Genomic DNA, 22,006 nt, shown 5'->3' with positions numbered 1-22,006 from the left:
TTTTTTATTCATCCAAAAAGATTACTCTGATTTAGCAAATGTCTTTTTAAACGCTGAGATCGCGTTTACTAAGTCTTCGTCAGCAGGAAGATCTTTTGTTGTACGGATGTGATCTAAAACGTTTGTGTGGTTTGAATCTAACCAGCTATGCAATTCGTTCTCGAAACGAACGATATCTTGAACTGGAATATCATCTAAGTGACCACGTGTAAGAGCGTAAAGAATAATAACTTGTTTTTCAACCTTAAGCGGTTTGTTCAAGTCTTGTTTCAATACTTCTACTGTACGTGCACCACGGTTTAATTTGGATTGAGTTATTTTATCAAGGTCAGAACCGAATTGAGCGAATGCTTCAAGTTCACGGAATGCAGCTAAGTCAAGACGTAGTGTACCCGCAACTTTTTTCATTGCTTTAATTTGAGCTGAACCACCAACACGTGATACTGAAAGACCCGCGTTGATTGCTGGACGAACACCTGAGAAGAATAGGTCAGATTGTAAGAAGATCTGTCCATCCGTAATCGAAATTACGTTTGTTGGAATATAAGCAGAGATATCTCCAGCTTGTGTCTCAACGAATGGAAGAGCTGTAATTGACCCTGAACCAAGTGTTTCATTCAACTTAGCAGCACGCTCTAACAAGCGGCTATGTAAGTAGAATACATCCCCTGGATATGCTTCACGACCCGGAGGACGACGAAGTAATAATGAAAGTTCGCGGTAAGCAGCAGCTTGTTTAGATAAATCATCATAAACAATTAGTACATGCTTGCCATCAAACATGAATTCTTCCGCCATTGTAATACCTGTGTAAGGAGCTAGGTACAATAATGGAGCTGGTTGAGATGCTGATGCAGTAACAACGATTGTGTATTCTAATGCGCCGTTTTTACGAAGCGTTTCAACTACGTTACGAACAGTCGATTCTTTTTGACCGATTGCTACGTAAATACAAATCATGTTTTGGTCAGCTTGGTTAAGGATTGTATCGATCGCAACAGCTGTTTTACCTGTTTGACGGTCACCGATGATTAACTCACGTTGACCACGGCCGATCGGCACTAGTGCGTCAATCGCTTTGATCCCAGTTTGCAATGGTTCATGAACCGATTTACGGGCCATAACACCTTGTGCTGGGCTTTCGATTGGACGAGTTTTTGTTGTGTTGATTGGGCCTAAGCCATCAACTGGTTGGCCTAGTGGATTGACAACACGGCCAATCAATTCTGGTCCAACTGGTACTTCCATAATACGGCCTGTACGACGTACTTCATCGCCTTCTTTGATATCTGCATATGGTCCTAGAATAACGATACCTACGTTGTTCGCTTCTAAGTTTTGTGCCATACCCATAACACCGGTAGAGAATTCCAATAATTCTCCAGCCATGACGTTGTCGAGACCATGAGCACGAGCGATACCATCACCAATTTGGATAACTGTACCCACATCGCTAACTTTCATCTCAGATTGATAATTTTCAATCTGCTGTTTAATCAAGACACTGATTTCTTCAGCTTTGATGCTCATGTATGTCACCTCTTTCGTTTCATAATATTAACCAATAAGTTGTTTTTTCAAGCGGTCTAGCTTAGCGCTTACGCTGCTATCGAAAATACGATTCCCGATTTGAAGACGAATGCCACCAATCAATGATGGATCAATTTCGTTTTCAATGCGTAAAGAGTTCACCCCTACTTTGTGTGCAAATGCAGACGAAATCGCCGCACGCTCATCATCAGTCAAAGGACGTGTAGAGAATACTTTCGCGTCAGCAATACCTTGTGCTTCGTTTGAAAGTGTTTCAAATTCAGTAGCTACTGCCACTACTTCATTGATTCGTTTACGGTCAATCAACACTTGCAGTGTATTCACTACGAATGGATTAGCTTTACCGAATAACTCACGAATCAACTCTTTTTTACGGTCTAAAGAAAGCTTTGGAGAAGCAAGCATAACCTGCAATTCACGATTTTCTTTAAATACCACTTTCACTTCACGGAAATCTTCTTCCACGTGAGCTAGTTGGTTATGTTGTTGTGCTAGTTGAAACAATGCTAGGGCATAACGTTTCGCTGCAGTTGATTGACTCACACTACATCGCCTGCCTTCGCAATCGTTTCTTCGATTAACGCACGGTTATCTTCTTCAGAAATTTGTTTTCCAAGAACTTTAGATGCTGCAAGAACAGATAGAGATACAACTTCTTCGCGTACTGCTGCGATAGCTTTTTCTTTTTCTGTTTCAATCTCACGGACAGCTGATTCTTTCAAACGGCCTGCTTCAGCGCGTGCAGTTGTGATGATTTCTTCACGTTGTGCATCGCCTTGTTGCTTCGCGTTTTCAACAATCGCTTGTGCTTCTGTGCGTGCTTCTTTTAATAAGGCACGTTGTTCTTCAAGTAATTGATGTGATTCTTGGCGGCTTTTTTCAGCTGCTTCGATTTCACTAACAATTAACTCTTCACGTTGCTTCATTACTCCCATCAACGGACCCCATGCGAATTTCTTCAATAGGACCATTAAAAGGATGAAAACGATTAAAGTAGCAAAAATGTCACCAGTGTTAAGTGCTTTTACAGCATGTTCTGTAGTGGCATTTAGGACGAGGTAATCCAAAAACACGATTGTTTCACTCCCTTCAAGAGCTTCAAGTCTTTATCTGAATCTAAACAGATGGATTTTCTATGTTTAAAAACGATCAATATTCATAAGAGAATGACGAAGAATCGTCAAAGATCAACTTCGCCATTACCATTTGTGAGTATATATATATTATTTGTTTAAAACGATGAACGCGATAACTACTGCGATGATAGGAAGGGCTTCTACTAATGCAACCCCGATGTACATTGTTGTTTGTAATAATCCACGTGCTTCAGGTTGGCGAGCCATACCTTCGATTGTTTTTGAAACGATTAATCCGTTACCGATACCTGCTCCTAGAGCTCCTAAACCGATTGCGATTGCTGCTGCTAAAATACCAATTGAACCTTCCATGTGTGTGTTGCCTCCTTGAAATTTGTTTTTTCTTTGTTCAAGTATTGAACAAGTTATACTTAATGATCATGACTCACTTTGTGAGACATATAAACCATTGTTAAAATGACGAAGATGAACGATTGAATCGTTCCGACGAAAATCGAGAAACCTTGCCAAGCTAATGTTGGAATCAATGCTCCTGCAAAACCAAAAATACTTGCGCCGCCAATACCTGCTAGTAACCCTAGCAATACTTCCCCTGCATAAATGTTCCCGTAAAGTCGAAGACCAAGTGTCACCGTATTGGCGAACTCTTCTACAATCTTAAGGGGCAGAAGGAACGGTAAAGGTTTCAAGAAATCTTTTCCGTACTCGGAAAGACCTTTTAACTTGATGCCATAGTAATGAGTTAATATCATGACCATAACCGCTAACGTCATCGTTATGATTGGATCTGCGGTTGGAGATTTCCACCACAATTCACCATTGATAACGATTGAAAATGGTAGACCTAACATGTTCGCTACAAAGATGAACATGATAAGCGTAATACCTAGAACATGGAATCGTCCACCTGTATTCCAGTCCATATTGCTTTTGATAATCCCTTTTACGAAGTCCATTAACCACTCCATAAAATTTTGCATACCAGTTGGCTTTAAACTTAAGTTCCGAGTAGAAACTACTGCGATTAATAGAACGATAAGTGCCGTTACTGTTAGCATCATAACGTTTGATAGGTTGAACGTAAGCCCAAGCCATACCACCGTCGGGTTCTCATGATGCACGTGCATTCACCTCTCTTTCACAATTCGGTATAGAGTTTTTCATGTATATAATCCTGTCTACTATTAATAGAAGACAATCGAGATTACTGAATTCATGCTTCTTCCTGATTTCGACATTCTTCATGTCAAACCGAAAGAAATTCTTGCAAAGGGTGTTTAAACGGAAAGTAGTTTCTATGTATGGTCTTACTGTTGAAACTGTTAAATGAGTTTCTTCCTATACATAAATAACGGTCTAAATCATGATTCACTCTTTTGAATGGTCAAGATCATGGCTGTTACACCGACTGCAAGGCCAATGAACAGAAAAAGCACTAAAAATAACGGGGTGGTGTCTATTTTGTCATCGAGCCACATTCCAGTGAAAACTCCTATTAAAATAGAACCAACAAGTTGTGAGAGAATAGCCGAATAAAGGGCCATTTCTTGTAAAGGACGTCTCGTTTGACGCATGGTGATCCTCACGTTTTTGCATGACTTTGTAAAAATCGCGAATCTGATAGAAAGCAGATACGACAAGGTTTCAACGTGAATTATACACATGAAAGCCCTCTCATTCATACCCTTTGTAAGCATACAATAGGGGTAAAATGATGTCAATTGATTCCCGTGAAAAACTTCACAAAGTCGCCTCAATCGACATATTGTCGACAAATTTGCAAACAGCAGGCTGAGTTGTTATGAAATATCTTTTTTTGGTGCTGGTGCAGATTGTTTAGTAGTGGTTATCTCGATGTTTATCTCGTATTCGAAGAAGGTTATCTGCATTTTGTGTGGTGATATCTTCAATTCGAGTAGCGTTATCTAGATTTCACCTACGTTTATCTAGAATTCGGACAACTATATCTAAAATTCACGTTTTCGGATACAATTCCCTAACAATGTCATAGTGAAAGGGACTGCCGAGGCTGTCCCTTTTCCTTTTTTCTACTTATTTAAATAGTCTTTCAGCGCTTCAACGATTCGTCTTGATGCTTCACCGTCACCATACGGGTTGGATGCATGAGACATTGACGCATAAGCTTCATCGTTCGTCAGCAAATCTTTTGCTAAACCATAAATTGTTTCTTCGTCCGTACCCGCTAGCTTCAATGTTCCTGCCGCGATTCCTTCTGGACGTTCAGTCGTATCGCGCAATACAAGAACCGGTTTCCCTAAAGAAGGTGCTTCTTCCTGCACGCCGCCTGAATCAGTCAATATAATGAAAGAACGTGCTGCGAAGTTATGGAAATCGAGTACTTCTAGAGGCTCGATCAAGTGAATGCGTGGATCATTTCCAAGGATTTCACTAGCTATTTCACGTACAGCAGGATTCATATGAACTGGGTAGACAACTTGTACGTCGTCATGTTCTTCAATCAAACGTTTGATTGCACGGAACATGTTGCGCATCGGTTCACCCAAGTTTTCACGACGGTGTGCCGTCAATAAAATCATTCGGTCTGAGCCGATTTGTTCCAGTACAGGATGCGAGTACTCTTCGCGAACCGTTGTTTTCAACGCGTCAATCGCCGTGTTGCCTGTTACGACAATGCGATCTTCCGGTTTGTTTTCACGGCGAAGGTTATCTGCAGATACTTCCGTTGGTGAGAAATGCAGGTCTGCCATAACACCAGTTAATTGGCGGTTCATTTCCTCAGGGTATGGTGAGTATTTATTAAATGTACGAAGTCCCGCTTCTACGTGACCAACTGCGATTTGGTTATAGAAAGCCGCTAAGCTTGCAATGAAAGTCGTTGTCGTATCGCCATGTACCAAGACGATGTCGGGCTTCGATTCTTTCATGACTGCATCCAATCCTTCAAGTCCACGTGTTGTCACGTCGATTAAAGTCTGGCGGTCTTTCATAATGTTCAAATCGAAGTCAGGTGTAATGCCGAATGTGTCCAATACTTGGTCAAGCATTTGGCGATGTTGCGCCGTTACGGTCACGATGGATTCGATTTCGTCTGTATGTTTTTCTAATTCCAATACGAGTGGTGCCATTTTAATTGCTTCTGGGCGTGTCCCAAAAATCGTCATGACTTTCCATTTTTTCGTCAAGGTCAAAGCACTTCCTTACTTATTTTGTTCCGAACAAACGGTCACCAGCATCGCCAAGTCCTGGCACGATGTAACCATGGTCGTCCAATTTTTCGTCAAGGGCAGCAATGTAGATATCAACATCAGGGTGTGCTTGTTGAAGAACCTCTACACCTTCTGGAGCAGCGATTAAGCACATAAATTTAATGCTTTTTGCACCGCGGTTTTTCAAAGCATTGATTGCAACAAGTGCAGATCCACCCGTTGCAAGCATTGGATCAACTAATATAAAATCACGCTCTTCAACGTCCGCTGGGAGCTTCACATAATATTCGATAGGCTGTAAAGTTTCTGGATCACGGTATAAGCCGATATGTCCGACTTTAGCCGCTGGGATTAATGTTAAAATACCGTCTACCATACCGATACCGGCACGCAAAATTGGCACGATGCCTAATTTTTTACCAGATAAAACTTTTGCTTTAGCTGTTGTTACTGGCGTTTCTACTTCAACATCATCAAGAGGCATATCGCGTGTAATTTCAAAAGCCATCAATGTTGCTACTTCATCTACCAATTCGCGAAATTCTTTCGTACCCGTCTTCTTGTCACGGATATATGTTAATTTATGTTGGATCAATGGATGATCAAATACGTATACTTTTCCCATTTTGTCCTCTCCTTTAACGTTCAAACTTTATCTATTATAGCAGAAAAAAACGGTTACGCTCGACTCCCTTCATATTTACATTTTTAAGAAAGTTTCGTTTATATGACAAGATGATTGATTGAAAGGTTCCTTTCCAATTGGAGAGGAGTGTTTATTCCCTCTCTTATTTTGATTTGTTCTCTTTCGCGAATGTTTATTCCTTTTATATAATTTATTTGAATTCTCAATACAAGCACACCAAGTTTTCCCTTATGAAAATTACCTTATAATGTATTTAAGCTATTTTTATCCTTTCAAATCATGTCTGTCGAAAAAATAAGAAAAGCACCACAGACTAATCGTCCATGGTGCCTTAAAATTCCACACTATTTTACTTCGAGTGATGGGCTCGGTTCTTTTTGTGGAACCCTTTTCCATAATAATAAACTGTTAAGAAAACTAGCCATAGTGGCCCAACAACAAGTGCGATTCTTGTATCCGGGGAATATGCCATTACAACGATAACAAACACTAGGAAAGCAAGTGCAATATAAGATGTGATCGGGAAGAAAGGAACTTTGTATTTCAGTTTTGCTTTCTCCGCAGGTTTTAGTTTCTTACGGAATTGGATTTGAGAAACCAAAATAATCCCCCACGTCCAGATAGCACCGAAAGTTGCGATGCTCGTTACCCATGTAAATACTTTAGCCGGCACTATATAATTCAAAATTACCCCAACCAGTAAAACTATTGCTGTTGCAATAACGGCTTTTCCTGGAACACCGTTTCTTGTCAGGTTTGCAAATTTCTTTGGAGCTTCACCGTGTTCTGCTAAGTTAAACAACATTCTTCCAGTACTGAAAATCCCACTGTTACAAGAAGATAGTGCTGCTGTCAAAATAACGAAGTTGATGATACCAGCTGCGCCAGGAATACCGATTTGTTCAAATGCCATTACAAACGGGCTTCCTTTTGATCCGATTTCCTCCCATGGATAAATGGACATGATGACAAATAGTGCCCCTACGTAGAAAATCAGAATGCGCCAGAAAACCGAATCAATCGCTTTTGCAAGCGATTTCTCTGGATTTTTGACTYCTCCAGCTGTTACACCAATCATTTCAATACCAAGGAAAGCAAACATAACCATTTGCAGAGATAATAAAAGCCCTTCAATTCCGTTCGGGAAGAAGCCCCCGTGTTCCCATAAATTACTGATACCGGTTGCAATGCCCCCGTTACCAATACCAAATACAATCATGCCTGCCCCAATAAAGATCATCGCGATAATCGTGACGATTTTAATTAAAGCAAACCAGAACTCCAATTCACCATACGCTTTGACTGCTAAAAAGTTAATCGAAGCCATTGCAACTAATGCTGCTAAAGCCCAAATCCAGCGCGGCGTGTCTGGATACCAGTATTCCATATAAATACCAACAGCCGTTATTTCGGCCATACAAGTTACGACCCATAAGAACCAATAATTCCATCCAGTTATGTATCCTGCCAACGGTCCTAAGTAATCACGTGCGTATTTACTAAACGAACCCGCTACTGGTTTGTGAATAGCCATTTCCCCAAGTGCTCTCATAATAAAGAACATCATCATCCCAGCGAATGCATATCCAAATAAAATACTCGGTCCTGCTAACTTTATTGCAGTTGCAGATCCAAGAAACAGTCCTACTCCGATGGCTGCTCCTAAAGACATCAGTGTTATATGCCTTTCTTCAAGCCCCCGTTGAAGACCTTTTGGTTGCGTCTTGCCCTTCATATTTAAATCCCCCTTAGTTCTTCTGTGCTTCGTGATGAAAAATAGTTTTTCAATTTATAATACTCTTTTAAAATAAGTATTATACAAATATAAAACATTTCTAATAGTTTGACTAGTTACATATGTGCTAGTAGCAAGCGACGATTTTACTATTCAAAATAGATGAATATGCCTCCTACACAATATTTTGGTAATTATTTTCCAAACTTTACGGTCTTGAGGTAATGGTAGGAATACCCCAATATCACTCGGCTGAACATTATTTTAGCCAAAAAAATTTCTAATATTGAGTTACTTTTATAGTATTTCAATATTTCAAATAGAATGATTTCCCATAAAAAAGAAGGGCTTCTCCAAATGGGAGAAGTCCTTCATAATTATGCATAAATCAATTCTTCTATACCTGATAAAGAGGGAACTTAGAAGTAAGTTCTGCTACTCGTTCAGCCGCTTCTTTATGAACTGCTTCGTCTTCGTGGTTTTTCAATAATTTCGACATGATTGACGCGATTTCTTTCATTTCTGGTTCTTTGAAACCACGAGATGTTACAGCTGGTGTTCCAATTCGGATACCTGAAGTAACGAATGGGCTTTCTTTATCGAAAGGAATCGTATTTTTGTTCACTGTAATGCCAACCTCGTCCAATAACTTTTCTGCTACTTTACCAGTTAAGTTCAAAGACTTTAAGTTAACGAGCAGTAAGTGATTGTCCGTGCCGCCTGAAACAACATCAATGCCTTCATCAATTAAGCAGTTAGATAATGCTTTCGCATTTTTGACCACTTGTTGAATATACGTTTTGAATTCAGGTTGTTGTGCTTCTCCAAATGCTATTGCTTTCGAAGCGATTACATGCATCAATGGACCACCTTGAATCCCTGGGAAAATTGTTTTATCAATTTTCTTCGCAAATTCTTCGGTTGTAAGAATCAATCCGCCACGTGGGCCACGAAGTGTTTTGTGGGTCGTTGACGTTACAAAGTGAGCATGAGGTACTGGATTTGGATGCTCTCCAGCTGCTACTAAGCCAGCAATGTGAGCCATATCAACCATTAAGTACGCTCCGACTTCATCTGCAATTTCACGGAATTTAGCAAAATCAAGTGTACGTGAATACGCGCTTGCTCCAGCAACAATCATTTTTGGTTTATGTTGCAAGGCTTTTTCGCGCACATCCGAGTAATCGATTGTTTCAGTCATTTCGTCCACACCGTATTCAACGAATTTATATTGAATCCCGCTGAAGTTAACTGAAGAACCATGCGTCAAGTGACCGCCATGGGATAAATTCATTCCCAAAACCGTGTCGCCTTGCTCAAGTACAGTCATGTAAACCGCCATATTCGCTTGCGAGCCAGAATGTGGTTGCACGTTCGCATGTTCCGCTCCAAAAATTTCTTTCAAACGGTCACGCGCAATGTTTTCCACTACGTCTACGTGTTCACAGCCACCATAATAACGTTTTCCTGGGTAGCCTTCTGCATATTTATTCGTTAATACAGATCCTTGAGCTTCCATAACTGCTTCTGAAACAAAGTTTTCAGATGCAATTAATTCGATATTCCCTTGTTGACGTGTTTTTTCAGCAGTCATTGCTTCAAAAATAGCTTTGTCTTGCTCAGCAATCTTCTTCATGTGTCCATATCCCCTTTATGTCTACTTGATTTTATATACTGCTCGCTCTCCGCCGATGAGTTTCGGACGGGTAGTAGCGAGTGTGACAATGGCTTCACCAATTCGTTTTACAGATGTTCGGATAGGCACTGCTACAGGCTTGATGTGCATGCCGATCAAAGTTTGTCCAATATCGATGCCACCATGGGCTTTTACTTGCTCGACCACAACCGGATCATTAAAATGTGTATAGGCGTAGGCAGACATGGAACCTCCCGCTTTTTGAACTGGAATGACATTTACCGGTTCTAGACCATAGGTATGTGCCGTTTGTCTTTCCATCGTTAGCGCTCGGTTAATATGTTCGCATCCTTGAAAAGCTAAATGAATCTCATGTTTGCTTGCAAATGCTTGCAACGGTTCGAATAAGCTTTCCGCCACTTCAAGCCCTCCTGCCGAGCCAATTCGTTTTCCAACAATCTCAGAGGTCGAGCAACCGATAACAATGATTTGCCCTGGTGTGAACGTGACTTGTGTCGCAAACTCACTGAGCAATTGTTCGAGTTGCGGCTGCCACATTGTGTGTGCATCCATATGACCAAACTCCTCTATTTGTTTTCGAGTTCTGAAAGTTTTGCGACGCGACGTTCGTGACGTCCACCTTCAAATTCGCTTTCCAACCATGTTTTTACAATTTCACGAGCCAGACCGCCACCAATTACGCGTTCGCCCATTGCTAATATATTGGAATCATTATGGCCACGTGTCGCTTTTGCGCTGAACACATCGTGAACCAATGCACAACGGATTCCTTTGATTTTATTGGCTGCAATTGACATGCCAATACCTGTACCGCAAATTAAGATGCCTCGGTCAAATTTCCCAGTAGCAACCCCCTCTGAAACAGGTCCTGCATAGTCCGGATAATCGACTGAATCGCTCGTTTGTGGACCGAAATCCTGATATGTGTGTCCCAGTTCGTCAAGTAAAGAAGTAATTTCTTTACGCAAAGTATTGCCCCCGTGATCGGAAGATATCGCGATATTCATTTCAGTCCCTCATTTCTATTCATATTCGCTTTTATCTTACCATTTTTACTAAGAAAAGCGCAAAGTGCCTTTCTAGCCATTCTTTGATTTGGGTTATCTTGAATTCGTAAGTGGATATGGAGGAATCAGAGGTGGTTTTCTTTATTTCATTGGTGTATATCTCCATTTCGAAGGTGTTTATCTAGAAATGAAGCCTGCCGTCTCCTTAAGTTAACTTGCCAACGAGACTTGTTTGAGCGATAAATCTCTAGATTGATCGTTAAACAAGCCAGTTTGAGCGTTAAATTTTTCACAAACGGAAAAGACAGCAACAACCTGTCTCACCAGTCTACTTGTTGTGAGATATCACTTCTTTAAAAAACAGGAGCGTAGCGAAAACAAAACTATTAAATCTTAAAACCTGAAAATCTAGCTTTGCAAAAAAAAACAGCTCCCAATCATTAAGAGCCGTCATTGTTCTTCATTTAATTTTGAATGTAATTCATTCGTCAGTTGAGTGAGCTCCTGGAAAGTTTGACGGTACATGTACACGTCACCGCCAAATGGATCGGACACGTCGTGGGAACCGTATGGGCGTACGTATTCTTTCAAGGTGAATATTTTGTCTGCAGCAAAAGGAAAAGCTTGCATGATTAGTTGCTTATGTGCAGAGGTCATGGTCAATACAAGGTCTGCCCAGCGTACATCCTCTCCACTTACCTGACGGGAATAGTGTGTGAAATCAATGCCGGCTTCACGAATGACTTGTTTGGCATTTTCCGAAATGTCACCATCGTCCATTGCATAGATTCCTGCTGAACGTACGTGCATTCCTTCTTTATTATGAGATTGGAATATTGCTTCCGCCATCGGACTGCGGCAAGTATTTCCTGTACATATGAAATAGATATTCACGTGAATCCCTCATTTATTTAGCAAAGTGAGCAATCCCATCAACATGAGACATACTCCTGATATGCGTGTTAGCAATGGTCCTTTGATCAGTTTGCTTTTTAGCGCAACATATGAAAACGCTAAAGCGAAAAAGCCGGCACTGAATAAGAAAAACCACTTTTGTAATTGAAGCATACCAAAAGAAAGGCTAACTGAAAAGGTATCAATGCTGACAACAATAGCAAGTAAAATGGGGGGAATGAGTGTGGATTTTGGTTTTTGTTGATATAAGCATAAATGAACACCTGTAAGAAATAAAAGAATACTGGAGATGAAACGTCCACCTTCAACGATGAACGAGGTAACCCACTCTCCTGCTAGAAACCCAAGGAGCGGGAAAATCATATGTAAAATTCCTGTCCAGATGGCAAGGATGAGCGGGAAGCGGATTTTTGGTAATACACTATAAAGTGCGACGACATCCAGTGCGGTAAGTAGCCCCGCAAGCATTTCTGTAGGCAATGAAAAAATCTCCCCCCTCTATTGCATTGCTTCTAGCTTATGCAAAAAAGGAAGAGATTAGGAGTGCCACCAGTTGCCATCGGCTGCTTTTTCTAGACGATTGAAAATGGCTGCACCAACACCTGTTTTTTCAGGTACCGTAACGAGTATCATATCAGCCGTTGTTTCATCGCACGAACGTAAATGTGCGTATAAATGTTGTGCAGAAGTTTCGAGATTTTGTTGATTGCCGAGTGAAAAGAACCAGTCTGCCCCGCCTTGACTGAATTCATCTGTAGCGAGTAAAGCAACTTTTTGTTGGTTCATATGTATTGTCTGAATGGCTTTCTTTACCGAGTTCACATCTGGTTGAATTAAATACACTGGCGCATCAGGTGCGTAATGTGCATATTTCATGCCAGGTGCCCGTGGTACGGATGCTTCATCCACTTTGGTTGTTTCTGGTTCAATTACTTTGCCAATAACTTCCTGTAGCATGTGCGCTGTAACGCCGCCTGGACGCAGGATCACGGGTGGATCAACAGTAAAATCCACAACGGTTGATTCAAGTCCGATTCCGGTAGCCCCGCCATCTAAGATGAGAGGAATTCGTCCGTTCAAATCTTTTTCCACATGCAGAGCAGTTGTTGGGCTTGGTTTACCGCTGCGGTTTGCACTTGGTGCGGCAACGGGGTGTTTAAGCATGGTCAGTAATTCCAGTGCAACTGGATGATCAGGCATGCGTAATCCTACTGTTGATAATCCAGCGGTTACATTCGGAGCAAACGTATTCGGTTTTGCGTCTAAAATCAGTGTTAATGGACCCGGCCAAAACGCTTTGATGCATGCATCAGCTTTTTCAGGAACAGAAGTGACGTATTTTACGATGTCGTAAGCTTTACCAACATGAACAATCAATGGGTTATCGGAAGGTCTGCCTTTTGCCTCGAAGATTTTCGCGACTGCTTGTTCATCCGTAGCAATGGCTCCCAAACCGTAAACTGTTTCAGTCGGAAATGCGACAACTTCACCAGCCATTAATTTTTCCACAGCTTGTGAATAAAATTCGATTTTATTCACATTGTTATCCACAATGAGTTTTTTCGTTTCCATACGATATTTCTCCTTTCTATTAGGGTAATGTGTTAGTTATGCACATGTTGTTGATAACTACGTGTGTAAATGTGTATAACTCTTACCAAAACTTGCTTTTTATCCACTCCCATGTCCAAAACTTCACAGGCTCTTCTTCTATCACTTCTTCTTCTTCTTCTTGATAACATACCTTTGGAAATAATGCGCACCACCAGTTGTCACCTTTGCCACTTCCGATTGTCACAACAAGTGATTGGTGAAAATCTTGTGCATAAAAGTAAGTGCCATCTGTTTTTGGTGGAATCAATGCTTTTGCCAAGCTGATATGGATTGCCTGTTTTGTGAAAGCTTGTGCTTTTAACGTGATTTCCGTAGATAGCGCATTCAATTCTTTTTCAAGTTGTGCCGTTGTTTGAACGCTGGCAGCTGCTTTTTCAAGAAGTGGTTGAATTTCTTGCTGAATTAACGATTTGATTTGCTGATCTTCGCTAGTGTTGCTGTTTGCAACAATTCTTATTTGAATAGCGTCTGCTGGTACTGCCTCGGCTGCACCGCTAATAACTGGCAATAAAAATAGTAATGTTTGAATGAGTAAGAGCGACAGGATGAGTTCAATCCATGGAGACCGCTTCGTTTGCTGTTCTTCGTTTCTGAAAATCTCGTAATCTTGTATCACTGTTCATTCCCCCTTGACATCATTGTGGACAAGGTGTTGATAGTTTATTCACGAATCTCACAAAAAATCATTCTTTCTTTTCCGTTTATATCTTTTACTATATCAACTTGAGCAGTTGGGAACGATTTTTGGAAGAAAGATTGGACAGCGGGACCTTGCGCATAGCCGATTTCCAGACCAATCAGTGCAGGTCGATTCATGATTGCAGGGAGTTCTACAGCTAACCTTTTATATAACTGAAGTCCTTCTTCATCAGCAAAAAGAGCACTATGAGGCTCATAGTTTAATACAGTATCTGATAGAGTCGTAGCTTCTTCGTGTGCAATATAGGGAGGGTTCGATAATACGATATCCCACTTTTCATTTGCAATAGGAGCGGTTAAATCACCAAGCTTGAATGTGATGTCTGCATCAAGTTCAGCTGCGTTTGCTTGTGCCACTTTCAGTGCCTGTTGGGATAAATCGGTTGCTGTGACTTGTAAAGCAGGAACTTCAGCCTTCATTGTAATGGCGATTGCCCCACTGCCTGTCCCAATATCCGCAAGATTTAACTCCGTTTGATTGTTGAACAAACGCTTTATACGGGCAGTCGTTTCCACAATAAGTTCTTCCGTCTCAGGGCGTGGAATAAGGACATGTTCATTGACAGAGAACGTTCGACCATAAAATTCTTCCGACCCGATAATGTATTGAACAGGCTTTCCGTCTTTGTGCTGTTCAATGAGTGACCAATACTGATTGAATTGGCTGTCTGAAATTTCTTCACGCATATCCATGAGTAACTGGACGTGTGTTTTATTTAAAACATGTTGTAGCAACATACGCGCGACTGGTTCTTCTCGACCGTTTTCTATTAAAAAAGACGAGGCTCGCGCGAGAGCCTCGTATACATATTTACACATTGGTTTCATTCATGCGCTCAAGTCTTTCGGATTGGTCCGTCATTATGAGAACATTCACGATTTCATCGAGTTTACCTTCCATGATTTGATCCAATTTTTGAATGGTCAATCCAACGCGGTGGTCGGTCACGCGATTTTGTGGATAGTTGTATGTGCGAATTCGTTCTGAACGGTCTCCTGAACCGACTGCAGATTTACGGACAGCGTCATACTCAGCCTGTGCTTCTTGACGGAATTTATCTGCAACACGTGCGCGAAGAACCGTCATGGCTTTAGCTTTGTTTTTAATTTGTGACTTTTCATCTTGGCAAGTTACTACTGTGCCAGTCGGAATATGTGTTAGACGAACAGCTGACATTGTTGTATTAACGGACTGACCGCCGGCACCTGAAGATGCATACGTATCTGTACGAATATCATTTTCATGAATTTCTACATCTACTTCTTCCACTTCTGGAAGACATGCAACGGTTGCTGTCGACGTATGAATGCGTCCACCAGACTCCGTTTCAGGAACACGTTGAACACGGTGAGCACCGTTTTCATATTTCATTTTCGAGTACGCTCCGTTACCGTTAATCATGAAGATCACTTCTTTATAGCCACCAATTCCAGTAGGAGAAGCATCCATAATTTCAATTTTCCAGCCTTGCGTGTCTGCGTAGCGGCTGTACATGCGGAATAAGTTCCCTGCAAATAGAGCAGCTTCGTCTCCACCGGCAGCTCCACGAATTTCCATGATTACATTCTTTTCATCATTCGGGTCTTTCGGAATCAATAACAGTTTCAAACGTTCTTCCAGCTCTTCAATTTGAGCCGCCAAATCGTTCATTTCTTCTTTCACCATTTCACGCATATCTGCATCGAGCTTATCGTCAAGCATGGCTCTCGCATCAGCATGCTGCTCTTTGACTTGTTTGTATTCACGGTATGCATTGACCGTATCTTGTAAGTCCGACTGTTCTTTCGAAAGCGTACGTAGTTTATTCATATCATTAACAATCTCAGGGTCACTGAGCAATTCATTTAAGCGGTCATATCGGTCTTCTACCGATTGTAAGCGATCAAACATACTTTCACCTCATCCGTTCATGTGATTAACAGTATAATTATATAGAAAAAGAGGCGAAATTGCCACTACAGCTTAGCTGGATATAACGTAAAGGAATCTGCTCCCTTTCCGCAGACGAACCGGCAATGAATGCTGTTGATATTGAAAAACAAACGAAAGAGTACATTTTCGTCTAGCAAAAGAACAGTATTGTTTTACAAAGCCAAAAAGAAAAAGAGCAGCAATCGCTACTCTTTCTCGTACACTAATGAAGTTTGATGAGTAACGCCTGCTGGTACTTCGTGGTGGTGACGGCAACGGGGTTCATAAGCTTCTGTTGCTCCAATCAAAATAATTGGATCTTCATAGCCAGCTGGCTCTCCGTTAATAAGGCGTTGCGTTCGACTTGCAGGTGAACCGCACACTTGGCAAACAGCCTGCAATTTCGTTACTTGTTCAGCACCTGCCATTAGTTTTGGCATTGGTCCAAATGGTTCCCCTCGGAAATCTTGATCCAGACCGGCAACAATGACGCGGAATCCATGATTCGCTAAACGCTCCACGACATCCACAATTCCTTCATCAAAGAATTGGGCTTCATCGATTCCAATGACATCATATTCATCCGAAATATGCGCCCATATATCTTTTGATCGCTCAACTGGCATTGCAATCACTTTCGTGCCATTGTGGCTTACGACTTCTTCTTCACTGTAACGATTATCTATACGTGGTTTGAACACGGCAATTTTTTGTTTCGCAAATTGCACGCGTCGTACACGACGAATTAATTCTTCTGATTTCCCGGAAAACATACTTCCGCAAATGACTTCTACCCAGCCAGTTTGTGACATCACGTACATGGAAGTCACTCCTTTCAAAACTCTCTATCCCCCATCATACAGAAAATTATGTTGCATTTCCCGTCTTTTCTTTCATAAAGTTATGTGATATAGAGGAAAATATTTATTCTAGAATATCAGTCATCATTCTATCAATTGTCCTCTCAAATAGAATAGAAACACCCACTAAGCATCAGCGTGTGGCGCAATTCAAAGGTTTTAATAACGGGGCTATTCGCTTTGCTCGGCAGCCTTTTGCTTAACTTTTAACACATACAGTAAGAATTACACTCCACTTAAATAAAAAAAGTATCAGTCACCTCAAATTTGCTAATAATAACAAAATAGGAGGTGTGATACTATGGCTCAAGATGTTCTGTGTGAAGTGAATAACTGTAAGCATTGGGACTCCGGAAACAAATGTAAAGCGGATTCTATTTATGTAGTCAGTCATAAGGGCAAAAAGGCATCCAATAGTGAAGAAACGGATTGCAAAACATTTGTAACAAAAGCTTAAACTTTTGAGGGTAACCATCATTTTGGTTGCCCTTTATTATTTATAGTAATGATGATAATTATCTTTTTCATTCAAGTTTATGAATTCATTTTATTTTTTCTATCCGCTTTGAAAAAGGAATGGAGTAAAAATATTTTATACCAGCTGTGTTATGCTGAGGTACCCCAAGTGGAGTTAAGGATGAAAGTGTATGTTTTTTTCAGTTTTAAATAGCAGGCAATGTGCATTTCCCACTTTTTCTTCTAAATAGTCAAGTGAATAATTACCCAATGGATCTGATAAATCGCCGATTGCCCGGGATAGATTATCAATCACAAGTCTTGTATCAAATCGTCTTTGCTCTTTCCTTACATTCATCTCATCCATAATTTCATGAGCAAGATGTTGGATTCGACGTAAGCGCATTTCTTTTGTTTGCATGATCTACTCATCCTCCATATATCCCAACTTATATTGTTTAAATATATGGCTAACAATTAGGATTCATGAGACGTTTTTTTATGTGAAGCTTACAATAAAATAAAAATCAATAATAGAGCAAATACAATCTGGAATAGACCGATTCCCCCGGCATAAGCCGATAACTTCCAGCCGTGCAGTGTAAGGTCTTTTATTTTCACACTCATTCCAATCCCCGCCAAAGCGATGATTTCCAAATAGTTTCCGAACCCCTTAATTGAATGTGTAACTGTTGCAGGGAATTGTAAACTACTATTCAAACAACATAATATGAAAAAGCCCCCGACATACCATGGAACGATTGTACGCCATTGAAATGACTCCTGCGATTTTGGCTGTTCTCCATTATTAAGTTTGATCTGTTTCAAAACAAAAACAACAGCTACCATAAAGATAATTCGGCTGATTTTAAAGACGGCTGCTTGATCCTTTACCGCTTCACCAACAATGCTCCCACTAGCTACTACTTGTCCAACAGATTGTAATGTTCCACCTATTAATGCAGACGACTGCAATACATCGTTATGAAAAATCGCACTTGTTATCACTGGTAACAAGATCATCAAAACCGTACCTAGCAGATTGACAATCGTAATAGAAACGGCCACATCAGATTCTTTAGCCTGGATAGCTGGTGCAGTCGACGCAATCGCAGATGAACCACAGACCGCATTTCCACTTGCCATCAGCAAACCAAAATCTTCACCGAATCGCAGTTTTTTTCCTAACCAAATAACAAACATAATCGTTCCTGCCATTTGAATGAGAATATAAGCAAGACCTAACATTCCAATTTCAAATAATGAATTGAATGTTAAGGTTGCTCCTAATAAAACAATGGAAAAGTACAGTAAAGTACTTCCCGAAAACTTTTCCCCCGGCTTTAATATGGAATAAGAACCTATTTTTAAATTACCAATTAATATACCAATTAGAATTGCAAATAAACCACTCCCTAAATTAGGGAAAAATCTTCCGAGTGCTATACCTATCATTGCAATTGCAATACAAACCAGTAGTCCAGGTAAAATGTATACAACTTTTCTCGTCATTTCTCTACCTCACTAAATAGTTTTCTTTCGCTCACGCCCAAAGATTATTTTAACATATATTACACTTTATCTATTTTGGGAACCGTCTAGAATAATACCAACAACAGGAAGATTTCATTTATCAACTAAGGAGTGCTTAGTTGAAGAACCGACTGCCTTTACAGGGTAGCTTTTCTATTTGTGATGAGATTAAGAGTTCACTTCCATTATTTATTCAATTCAATCAAATTTCTCTTTTTACAACTAAACTCCCCAGAATTCAACTAACTGACCGCTCACCTTAAATAAAATAAAAAATACCCGCATAGAGTCGAAACTCTAAGCGGGTATTTTGTGATTATTCGTTGATTTCTTCTTTAAGACCGTATTTTTTGTTGAAACGATCAACACGGCCATCCGCTGCTGCGAATTTCTGACGGCCAGTATAGAATGGATGACATTCTGAGCAAAACTCAACTTTGATGTCTTCTTTTACTGATCCTGTTTCGAACGAGTTACCACATGAACATGTAACTGTAGCTGTTTTGTAATCGGGATGAATTCCTGGTTTCATCTTAAATCTCCTCTCGCCCTGAACCATCTGGAACAGAGTGGGTTATTTAACTGTCACCTTACACGACCCGTTCAGTTCAGCCGTATATGTCACAGAGTATGGTAAATCTACCGAACTAAATTATAGCAAAAAGGACTTACGAAATCAACCCTTTTGTTTAAATAAGGAACTACAATTTATCTTATAGCAGTCCCTTGCCACCACGATGAGCTTTCATATCGTCATTGAGCTGGTTGAAGAAATCTTCGTTTGATTTCGATTGACGCAATTTTTTTAGGAAGCGTTCGCCGAAATCGTGCGAATCCGAGAATGTTTTGCGAATTGCCCATAGTTTTTCGAGTTGATTTGAAGGAATAAGTAGTTCTTCTTTTCGTGTTCCCGAGCGACGGATGTCGAGTGCCGGGAAAATACGACGCTCTGCCAAATTGCGGTCTAGGTGAAGCTCCAAGTTTCCTGTTCCTTTAAATTCTTCGTAAATCACTTCATCCATACGTGATCCTGTATCAACTAGAGCTGTTGCAAGAATTGTTAAGCTTCCGCCTTCTTCAATGTTACGTGCTGCACCGAAGAAACGTTTTGGACGATGGAATGCAGCAGGGTCAATACCACCAGATAATGTACGACCACTTGGTGGAATCACTAAGTTGTACGCACGTGCCAGTCGTGTAATGGAGTCCATCAGGATGATGACGTCACGTTTGTGTTCAACTAAACGCATCGCACGATCAAGAACCAATTCCGCAACTTTTACGTGATTTTCTGGTACTTCGTCAAACGTTGAGCTTACAACATCGGCATTCACAGAACGCTCGATATCCGTAACTTCCTCTGGACGTTCGTCAATTAGCAAGACAATCAGTTCTGCATCCGGATAGTTTGTCGTAATCGAGTTTGCCACTTCTTTTAGTAACATCGTTTTACCCGCTTTTGGCGGTGCCACGATTAAGCCACGTTGACCGAATCCGACAGGTGCTACTAAATCCATGATGCGGGTTGATAGTTTGTTTGACTCTGTTTCAAGCTTGATGTGACGATCTGGATATAACGGTGTGAGTGCCGGGAAATGCACGCGTTCTTTTGCAGAATCCGGGTCTTCACCATTTACTAATTCTACGTGCAATAGGCCGTAGTATCGTTCATTTTCTTTTGGTGGGCGTACTTTTCCTGTTACTTTATCTCCGTTACGTAAGTCGAAACGGCGAATTTGAGATGCGGAAATATAGATATCTTCTGAACTTGGAGAATAGTTGATGGGGCGCAAGAAACCGAACCCTTCAGATTGAATAATTTCCAGGACACCTTCCATGAAGAAGTAGCCTTCTTGTTCTGCGCGTGTTTTTAATATCGCAAAAATAAGTTCTTTTTTCGTTAGTTTGCTGTAGTACGAGATTTTGAACTGGCGTGCAAGTGCATACAGTTCTTTTAACGTCATACTTTCTAGTTCAGCAATCTTTAAGGTTGTCATAAAATGGCACCACTCTTTTACATATTTTGTTGTGTCGATTCAAGTTGAAGGTAGGATTGGTTCTGCAATGAATTGATTTTAGTAGAAGATGCCCGGCCAAGTTATGGCCAGGCACATATTTTTGAAGTTAGTCTTCCATCATAAGATGAGGTTTTTTCTTCAAGCTGTGACGCCCTTCTACGAAACGGACTGTGCCTGATTTCGCACGCATAACTAATGAATGAGACTCTGCATATGATCCCTTGAATTGTACACCACGCAGAAGTTCTCCATCCGTTACACCCGTTGCCGCAAAGATTGCGTCGTCACCTTTTACAAGGTCTTCCATACGGAATACACGGTTTACATCAAGTCCCATACGAATACAACGTTGTAATTCTTGTTCGTTGGTAGGAACTAATTTACCTTGTATTTCGCCACCTAGACATTTCAAGCCAACTGCAGCAATAACGCCCTCTGGCGCGCCACCCAGTCCAAATAAAATATCTACGCCTGTTTCATCGAATGCTGTGTTGATTGCACCTGCAACGTCGCCATCATTGATCAATTTAATTCGAGCACCTGATGCACGAATCTCATCAATAATTTTTTGGTGACGTGGGCGGTTTAAAATTGTTGCCACAACGTCTTCGATGTCTTTGTTTTTAGCACGGGCAACCGCACGTAAGTTATCTGTTACAGAAGCGTTGATGTCCACTTGGCCTCTTGCTTCAGGTCCTACTGCCAATTTGTCCATATACATATCCGGTGCATTCAGCAGGTTGCCTCTGTCTGCGATTGCAAGAACTGCAAGCGCATTCCATCCGCCTGAAGCCACGATATTTGTTCCCTCGAGAGGGTCAACTGCGATATCCACTTCCGGACCGCCAATGCCAAGACCTAGTTCTTCACCGATATATAGCATCGGTGCTTCGTCCATTTCACCTTCGCCTATTACGACGACCCCTTGCATCGGGATAGAGTTAAAAACGTTTCGCATAGCTGTAGTCGCTGCGTCATCCGCTTCATTTTTCAAACCTCGGCCCATCCAACGTGCCGAAGCGATTGCTGCTGCTTCTGTTACACGCACTAACTCCATTGATAAACTGCGTTCCATTTTGTGTGTTCCTCCCGTTATCCGGTCATTTATTTGCGTCATT

General features: G+C 41.0%; 25 protein-coding genes. 1 reads left to right on the top strand and 24 read right to left on the bottom strand.

Annotated elements, in window-relative coordinates:
• Positions 1-21: 21 nt before the first annotated feature.
• From atpA to AC1DSL_RS00900, 19 genes are all read right to left on the bottom strand, one after another.
• The gene (atpA, locus tag AC1DSL_RS00990; RefSeq protein ID WP_016428254.1) at positions 22-1,530 is read right to left on the bottom strand and encodes a F0F1 ATP synthase subunit alpha; all 1,509 of its coding nucleotides are present in this window, start codon (positions 1,528-1,530) and stop codon (positions 22-24) included.
• Positions 1,531-1,557: 27 nt separating this feature from the next.
• The gene (locus AC1DSL_RS00985) at positions 1,558-2,094 is read right to left on the bottom strand and encodes a F0F1 ATP synthase subunit delta (RefSeq protein WP_016428255.1); all 537 of its coding nucleotides are present in this window, start codon (positions 2,092-2,094) and stop codon (positions 1,558-1,560) included.
• Entirely contained in the window at positions 2,091-2,624 is a 534-nt protein-coding gene (atpF, locus tag AC1DSL_RS00980; protein ID WP_016428256.1) for a F0F1 ATP synthase subunit B, read from the bottom strand. Before atpF ends, AC1DSL_RS00985 begins: the two co-directional genes overlap by 4 nt.
• Positions 2,625-2,774: 150 nt before the next feature.
• On the bottom strand, positions 2,775-2,999 hold the full coding sequence (gene atpE, locus AC1DSL_RS00975; protein ID WP_016428257.1) for a F0F1 ATP synthase subunit C: 225 nt from the start codon (positions 2,997-2,999) through the stop codon (positions 2,775-2,777).
• Between the two features lie 59 nt (positions 3,000-3,058).
• Positions 3,059-3,769 (bottom strand): F0F1 ATP synthase subunit A, encoded by a 711-nt coding sequence (gene atpB, locus AC1DSL_RS00970; RefSeq protein ID WP_016428258.1) that lies wholly within the window; start codon positions 3,767-3,769, stop codon positions 3,059-3,061.
• A gap of 240 nt (positions 3,770-4,009) precedes the next feature.
• Positions 4,010-4,222: an AtpZ/AtpI family protein gene (locus AC1DSL_RS00965; RefSeq protein WP_342542165.1), complete on the bottom strand. Its 213-nt coding sequence runs from the start codon at positions 4,220-4,222 to the stop codon at positions 4,010-4,012.
• Between the two features lie 474 nt (positions 4,223-4,696).
• Positions 4,697-5,812, bottom strand: a complete 1,116-nt coding sequence (wecB, locus tag AC1DSL_RS00960) for a non-hydrolyzing UDP-N-acetylglucosamine 2-epimerase (RefSeq protein WP_477530877.1) — start codon at positions 5,810-5,812, stop codon at positions 4,697-4,699.
• 19 nt (positions 5,813-5,831) lie between these two features.
• A complete protein-coding gene (gene upp, locus AC1DSL_RS00955) occupies positions 5,832-6,461 on the bottom strand; it encodes a uracil phosphoribosyltransferase (protein ID WP_016428261.1) in 630 nt (209 codons plus the stop codon).
• Between the two features lie 370 nt (positions 6,462-6,831).
• Positions 6,832-8,217, bottom strand: coding sequence for an amino acid permease (locus tag AC1DSL_RS00950; RefSeq protein WP_477530876.1), 1,386 nt, complete (start codon positions 8,215-8,217; stop codon positions 6,832-6,834).
• A 397-nt stretch (positions 8,218-8,614) separates the two neighbouring features.
• On the bottom strand, positions 8,615-9,853 hold the full coding sequence (gene glyA, locus AC1DSL_RS00945) for a serine hydroxymethyltransferase (protein WP_477530875.1): 1,239 nt from the start codon (positions 9,851-9,853) through the stop codon (positions 8,615-8,617).
• Positions 9,854-9,874: 21 nt separating this feature from the next.
• Entirely contained in the window at positions 9,875-10,426 is a 552-nt protein-coding gene (locus AC1DSL_RS00940) for a TIGR01440 family protein (RefSeq protein ID WP_477530874.1), read from the bottom strand.
• A gap of 14 nt (positions 10,427-10,440) precedes the next feature.
• Positions 10,441-10,881 (bottom strand): ribose 5-phosphate isomerase B, encoded by a 441-nt coding sequence (rpiB, locus tag AC1DSL_RS00935; RefSeq protein ID WP_016428265.1) that lies wholly within the window; start codon positions 10,879-10,881, stop codon positions 10,441-10,443.
• Positions 10,882-11,331: 450 nt separating this feature from the next.
• Positions 11,332-11,775 (bottom strand): low molecular weight protein arginine phosphatase, encoded by a 444-nt coding sequence (locus AC1DSL_RS00930; RefSeq protein ID WP_016428266.1) that lies wholly within the window; start codon positions 11,773-11,775, stop codon positions 11,332-11,334.
• A 9-nt stretch (positions 11,776-11,784) separates the two neighbouring features.
• Positions 11,785-12,276, bottom strand: coding sequence for a manganese efflux pump (locus AC1DSL_RS00925; protein ID WP_016428267.1), 492 nt, complete (start codon positions 12,274-12,276; stop codon positions 11,785-11,787).
• 57 nt (positions 12,277-12,333) lie between these two features.
• A complete protein-coding gene (locus AC1DSL_RS00920; RefSeq protein ID WP_477530873.1) occupies positions 12,334-13,368 on the bottom strand; it encodes an L-threonylcarbamoyladenylate synthase in 1,035 nt (344 codons plus the stop codon).
• Between the two features lie 82 nt (positions 13,369-13,450).
• Complete coding sequence (locus AC1DSL_RS00915) at positions 13,451-14,026, bottom strand: stage II sporulation protein R (protein ID WP_477530872.1); 576 nt, start codon at positions 14,024-14,026, stop codon at positions 13,451-13,453.
• 44 nt (positions 14,027-14,070) lie between these two features.
• The gene (gene prmC, locus AC1DSL_RS00910) at positions 14,071-14,937 is read right to left on the bottom strand and encodes a peptide chain release factor N(5)-glutamine methyltransferase (RefSeq protein ID WP_477530871.1); all 867 of its coding nucleotides are present in this window, start codon (positions 14,935-14,937) and stop codon (positions 14,071-14,073) included.
• On the bottom strand, positions 14,921-16,000 hold the full coding sequence (gene prfA / locus AC1DSL_RS00905; RefSeq protein ID WP_016428271.1) for a peptide chain release factor 1: 1,080 nt from the start codon (positions 15,998-16,000) through the stop codon (positions 14,921-14,923). Before prfA ends, prmC begins: the two co-directional genes overlap by 17 nt.
• A 227-nt stretch (positions 16,001-16,227) precedes the next feature.
• Entirely contained in the window at positions 16,228-16,842 is a 615-nt protein-coding gene (locus tag AC1DSL_RS00900) for a thymidine kinase (protein ID WP_477530870.1), read from the bottom strand.
• A gap of 340 nt (positions 16,843-17,182) precedes the next feature.
• Here AC1DSL_RS00900 and AC1DSL_RS00895 point away from each other — a divergent pair, with 340 nt between their 5' ends.
• Entirely contained in the window at positions 17,183-17,338 is a 156-nt protein-coding gene (locus tag AC1DSL_RS00895) for a DUF1540 domain-containing protein (RefSeq protein WP_477530869.1), read from the top strand.
• 174 nt (positions 17,339-17,512) lie between these two features.
• Here AC1DSL_RS00895 and AC1DSL_RS00890 read toward each other — a convergent pair whose 3' ends face one another.
• The 5 genes from AC1DSL_RS00890 to glpX form a co-directional block, all read right to left on the bottom strand.
• Positions 17,513-17,758, bottom strand: a complete 246-nt coding sequence (locus AC1DSL_RS00890; protein WP_477530868.1) for a hypothetical protein — start codon at positions 17,756-17,758, stop codon at positions 17,513-17,515.
• An 89-nt stretch (positions 17,759-17,847) separates the two neighbouring features.
• Positions 17,848-18,849: a YeiH family protein gene (locus AC1DSL_RS00885; protein ID WP_477530867.1), complete on the bottom strand. Its 1,002-nt coding sequence runs from the start codon at positions 18,847-18,849 to the stop codon at positions 17,848-17,850.
• Positions 18,850-19,186: 337 nt separating this feature from the next.
• A complete protein-coding gene (gene rpmE, locus AC1DSL_RS00880) occupies positions 19,187-19,402 on the bottom strand; it encodes a 50S ribosomal protein L31 (RefSeq protein ID WP_016428276.1) in 216 nt (71 codons plus the stop codon).
• Positions 19,403-19,583: 181 nt separating this feature from the next.
• Entirely contained in the window at positions 19,584-20,867 is a 1,284-nt protein-coding gene (gene rho / locus AC1DSL_RS00875) for a transcription termination factor Rho (RefSeq protein WP_016428277.1), read from the bottom strand.
• Positions 20,868-20,994: 127 nt separating this feature from the next.
• On the bottom strand, positions 20,995-21,963 hold the full coding sequence (gene glpX, locus AC1DSL_RS00870) for a class II fructose-bisphosphatase (RefSeq protein ID WP_016428278.1): 969 nt from the start codon (positions 21,961-21,963) through the stop codon (positions 20,995-20,997).
• Positions 21,964-22,006 lie beyond the last annotated feature (43 nt).

This window comes from Paenisporosarcina sp. P4_D4 (assembly GCF_056401835.1).
This window is presented reverse-complemented; position numbering and strand designations above follow the sequence as displayed.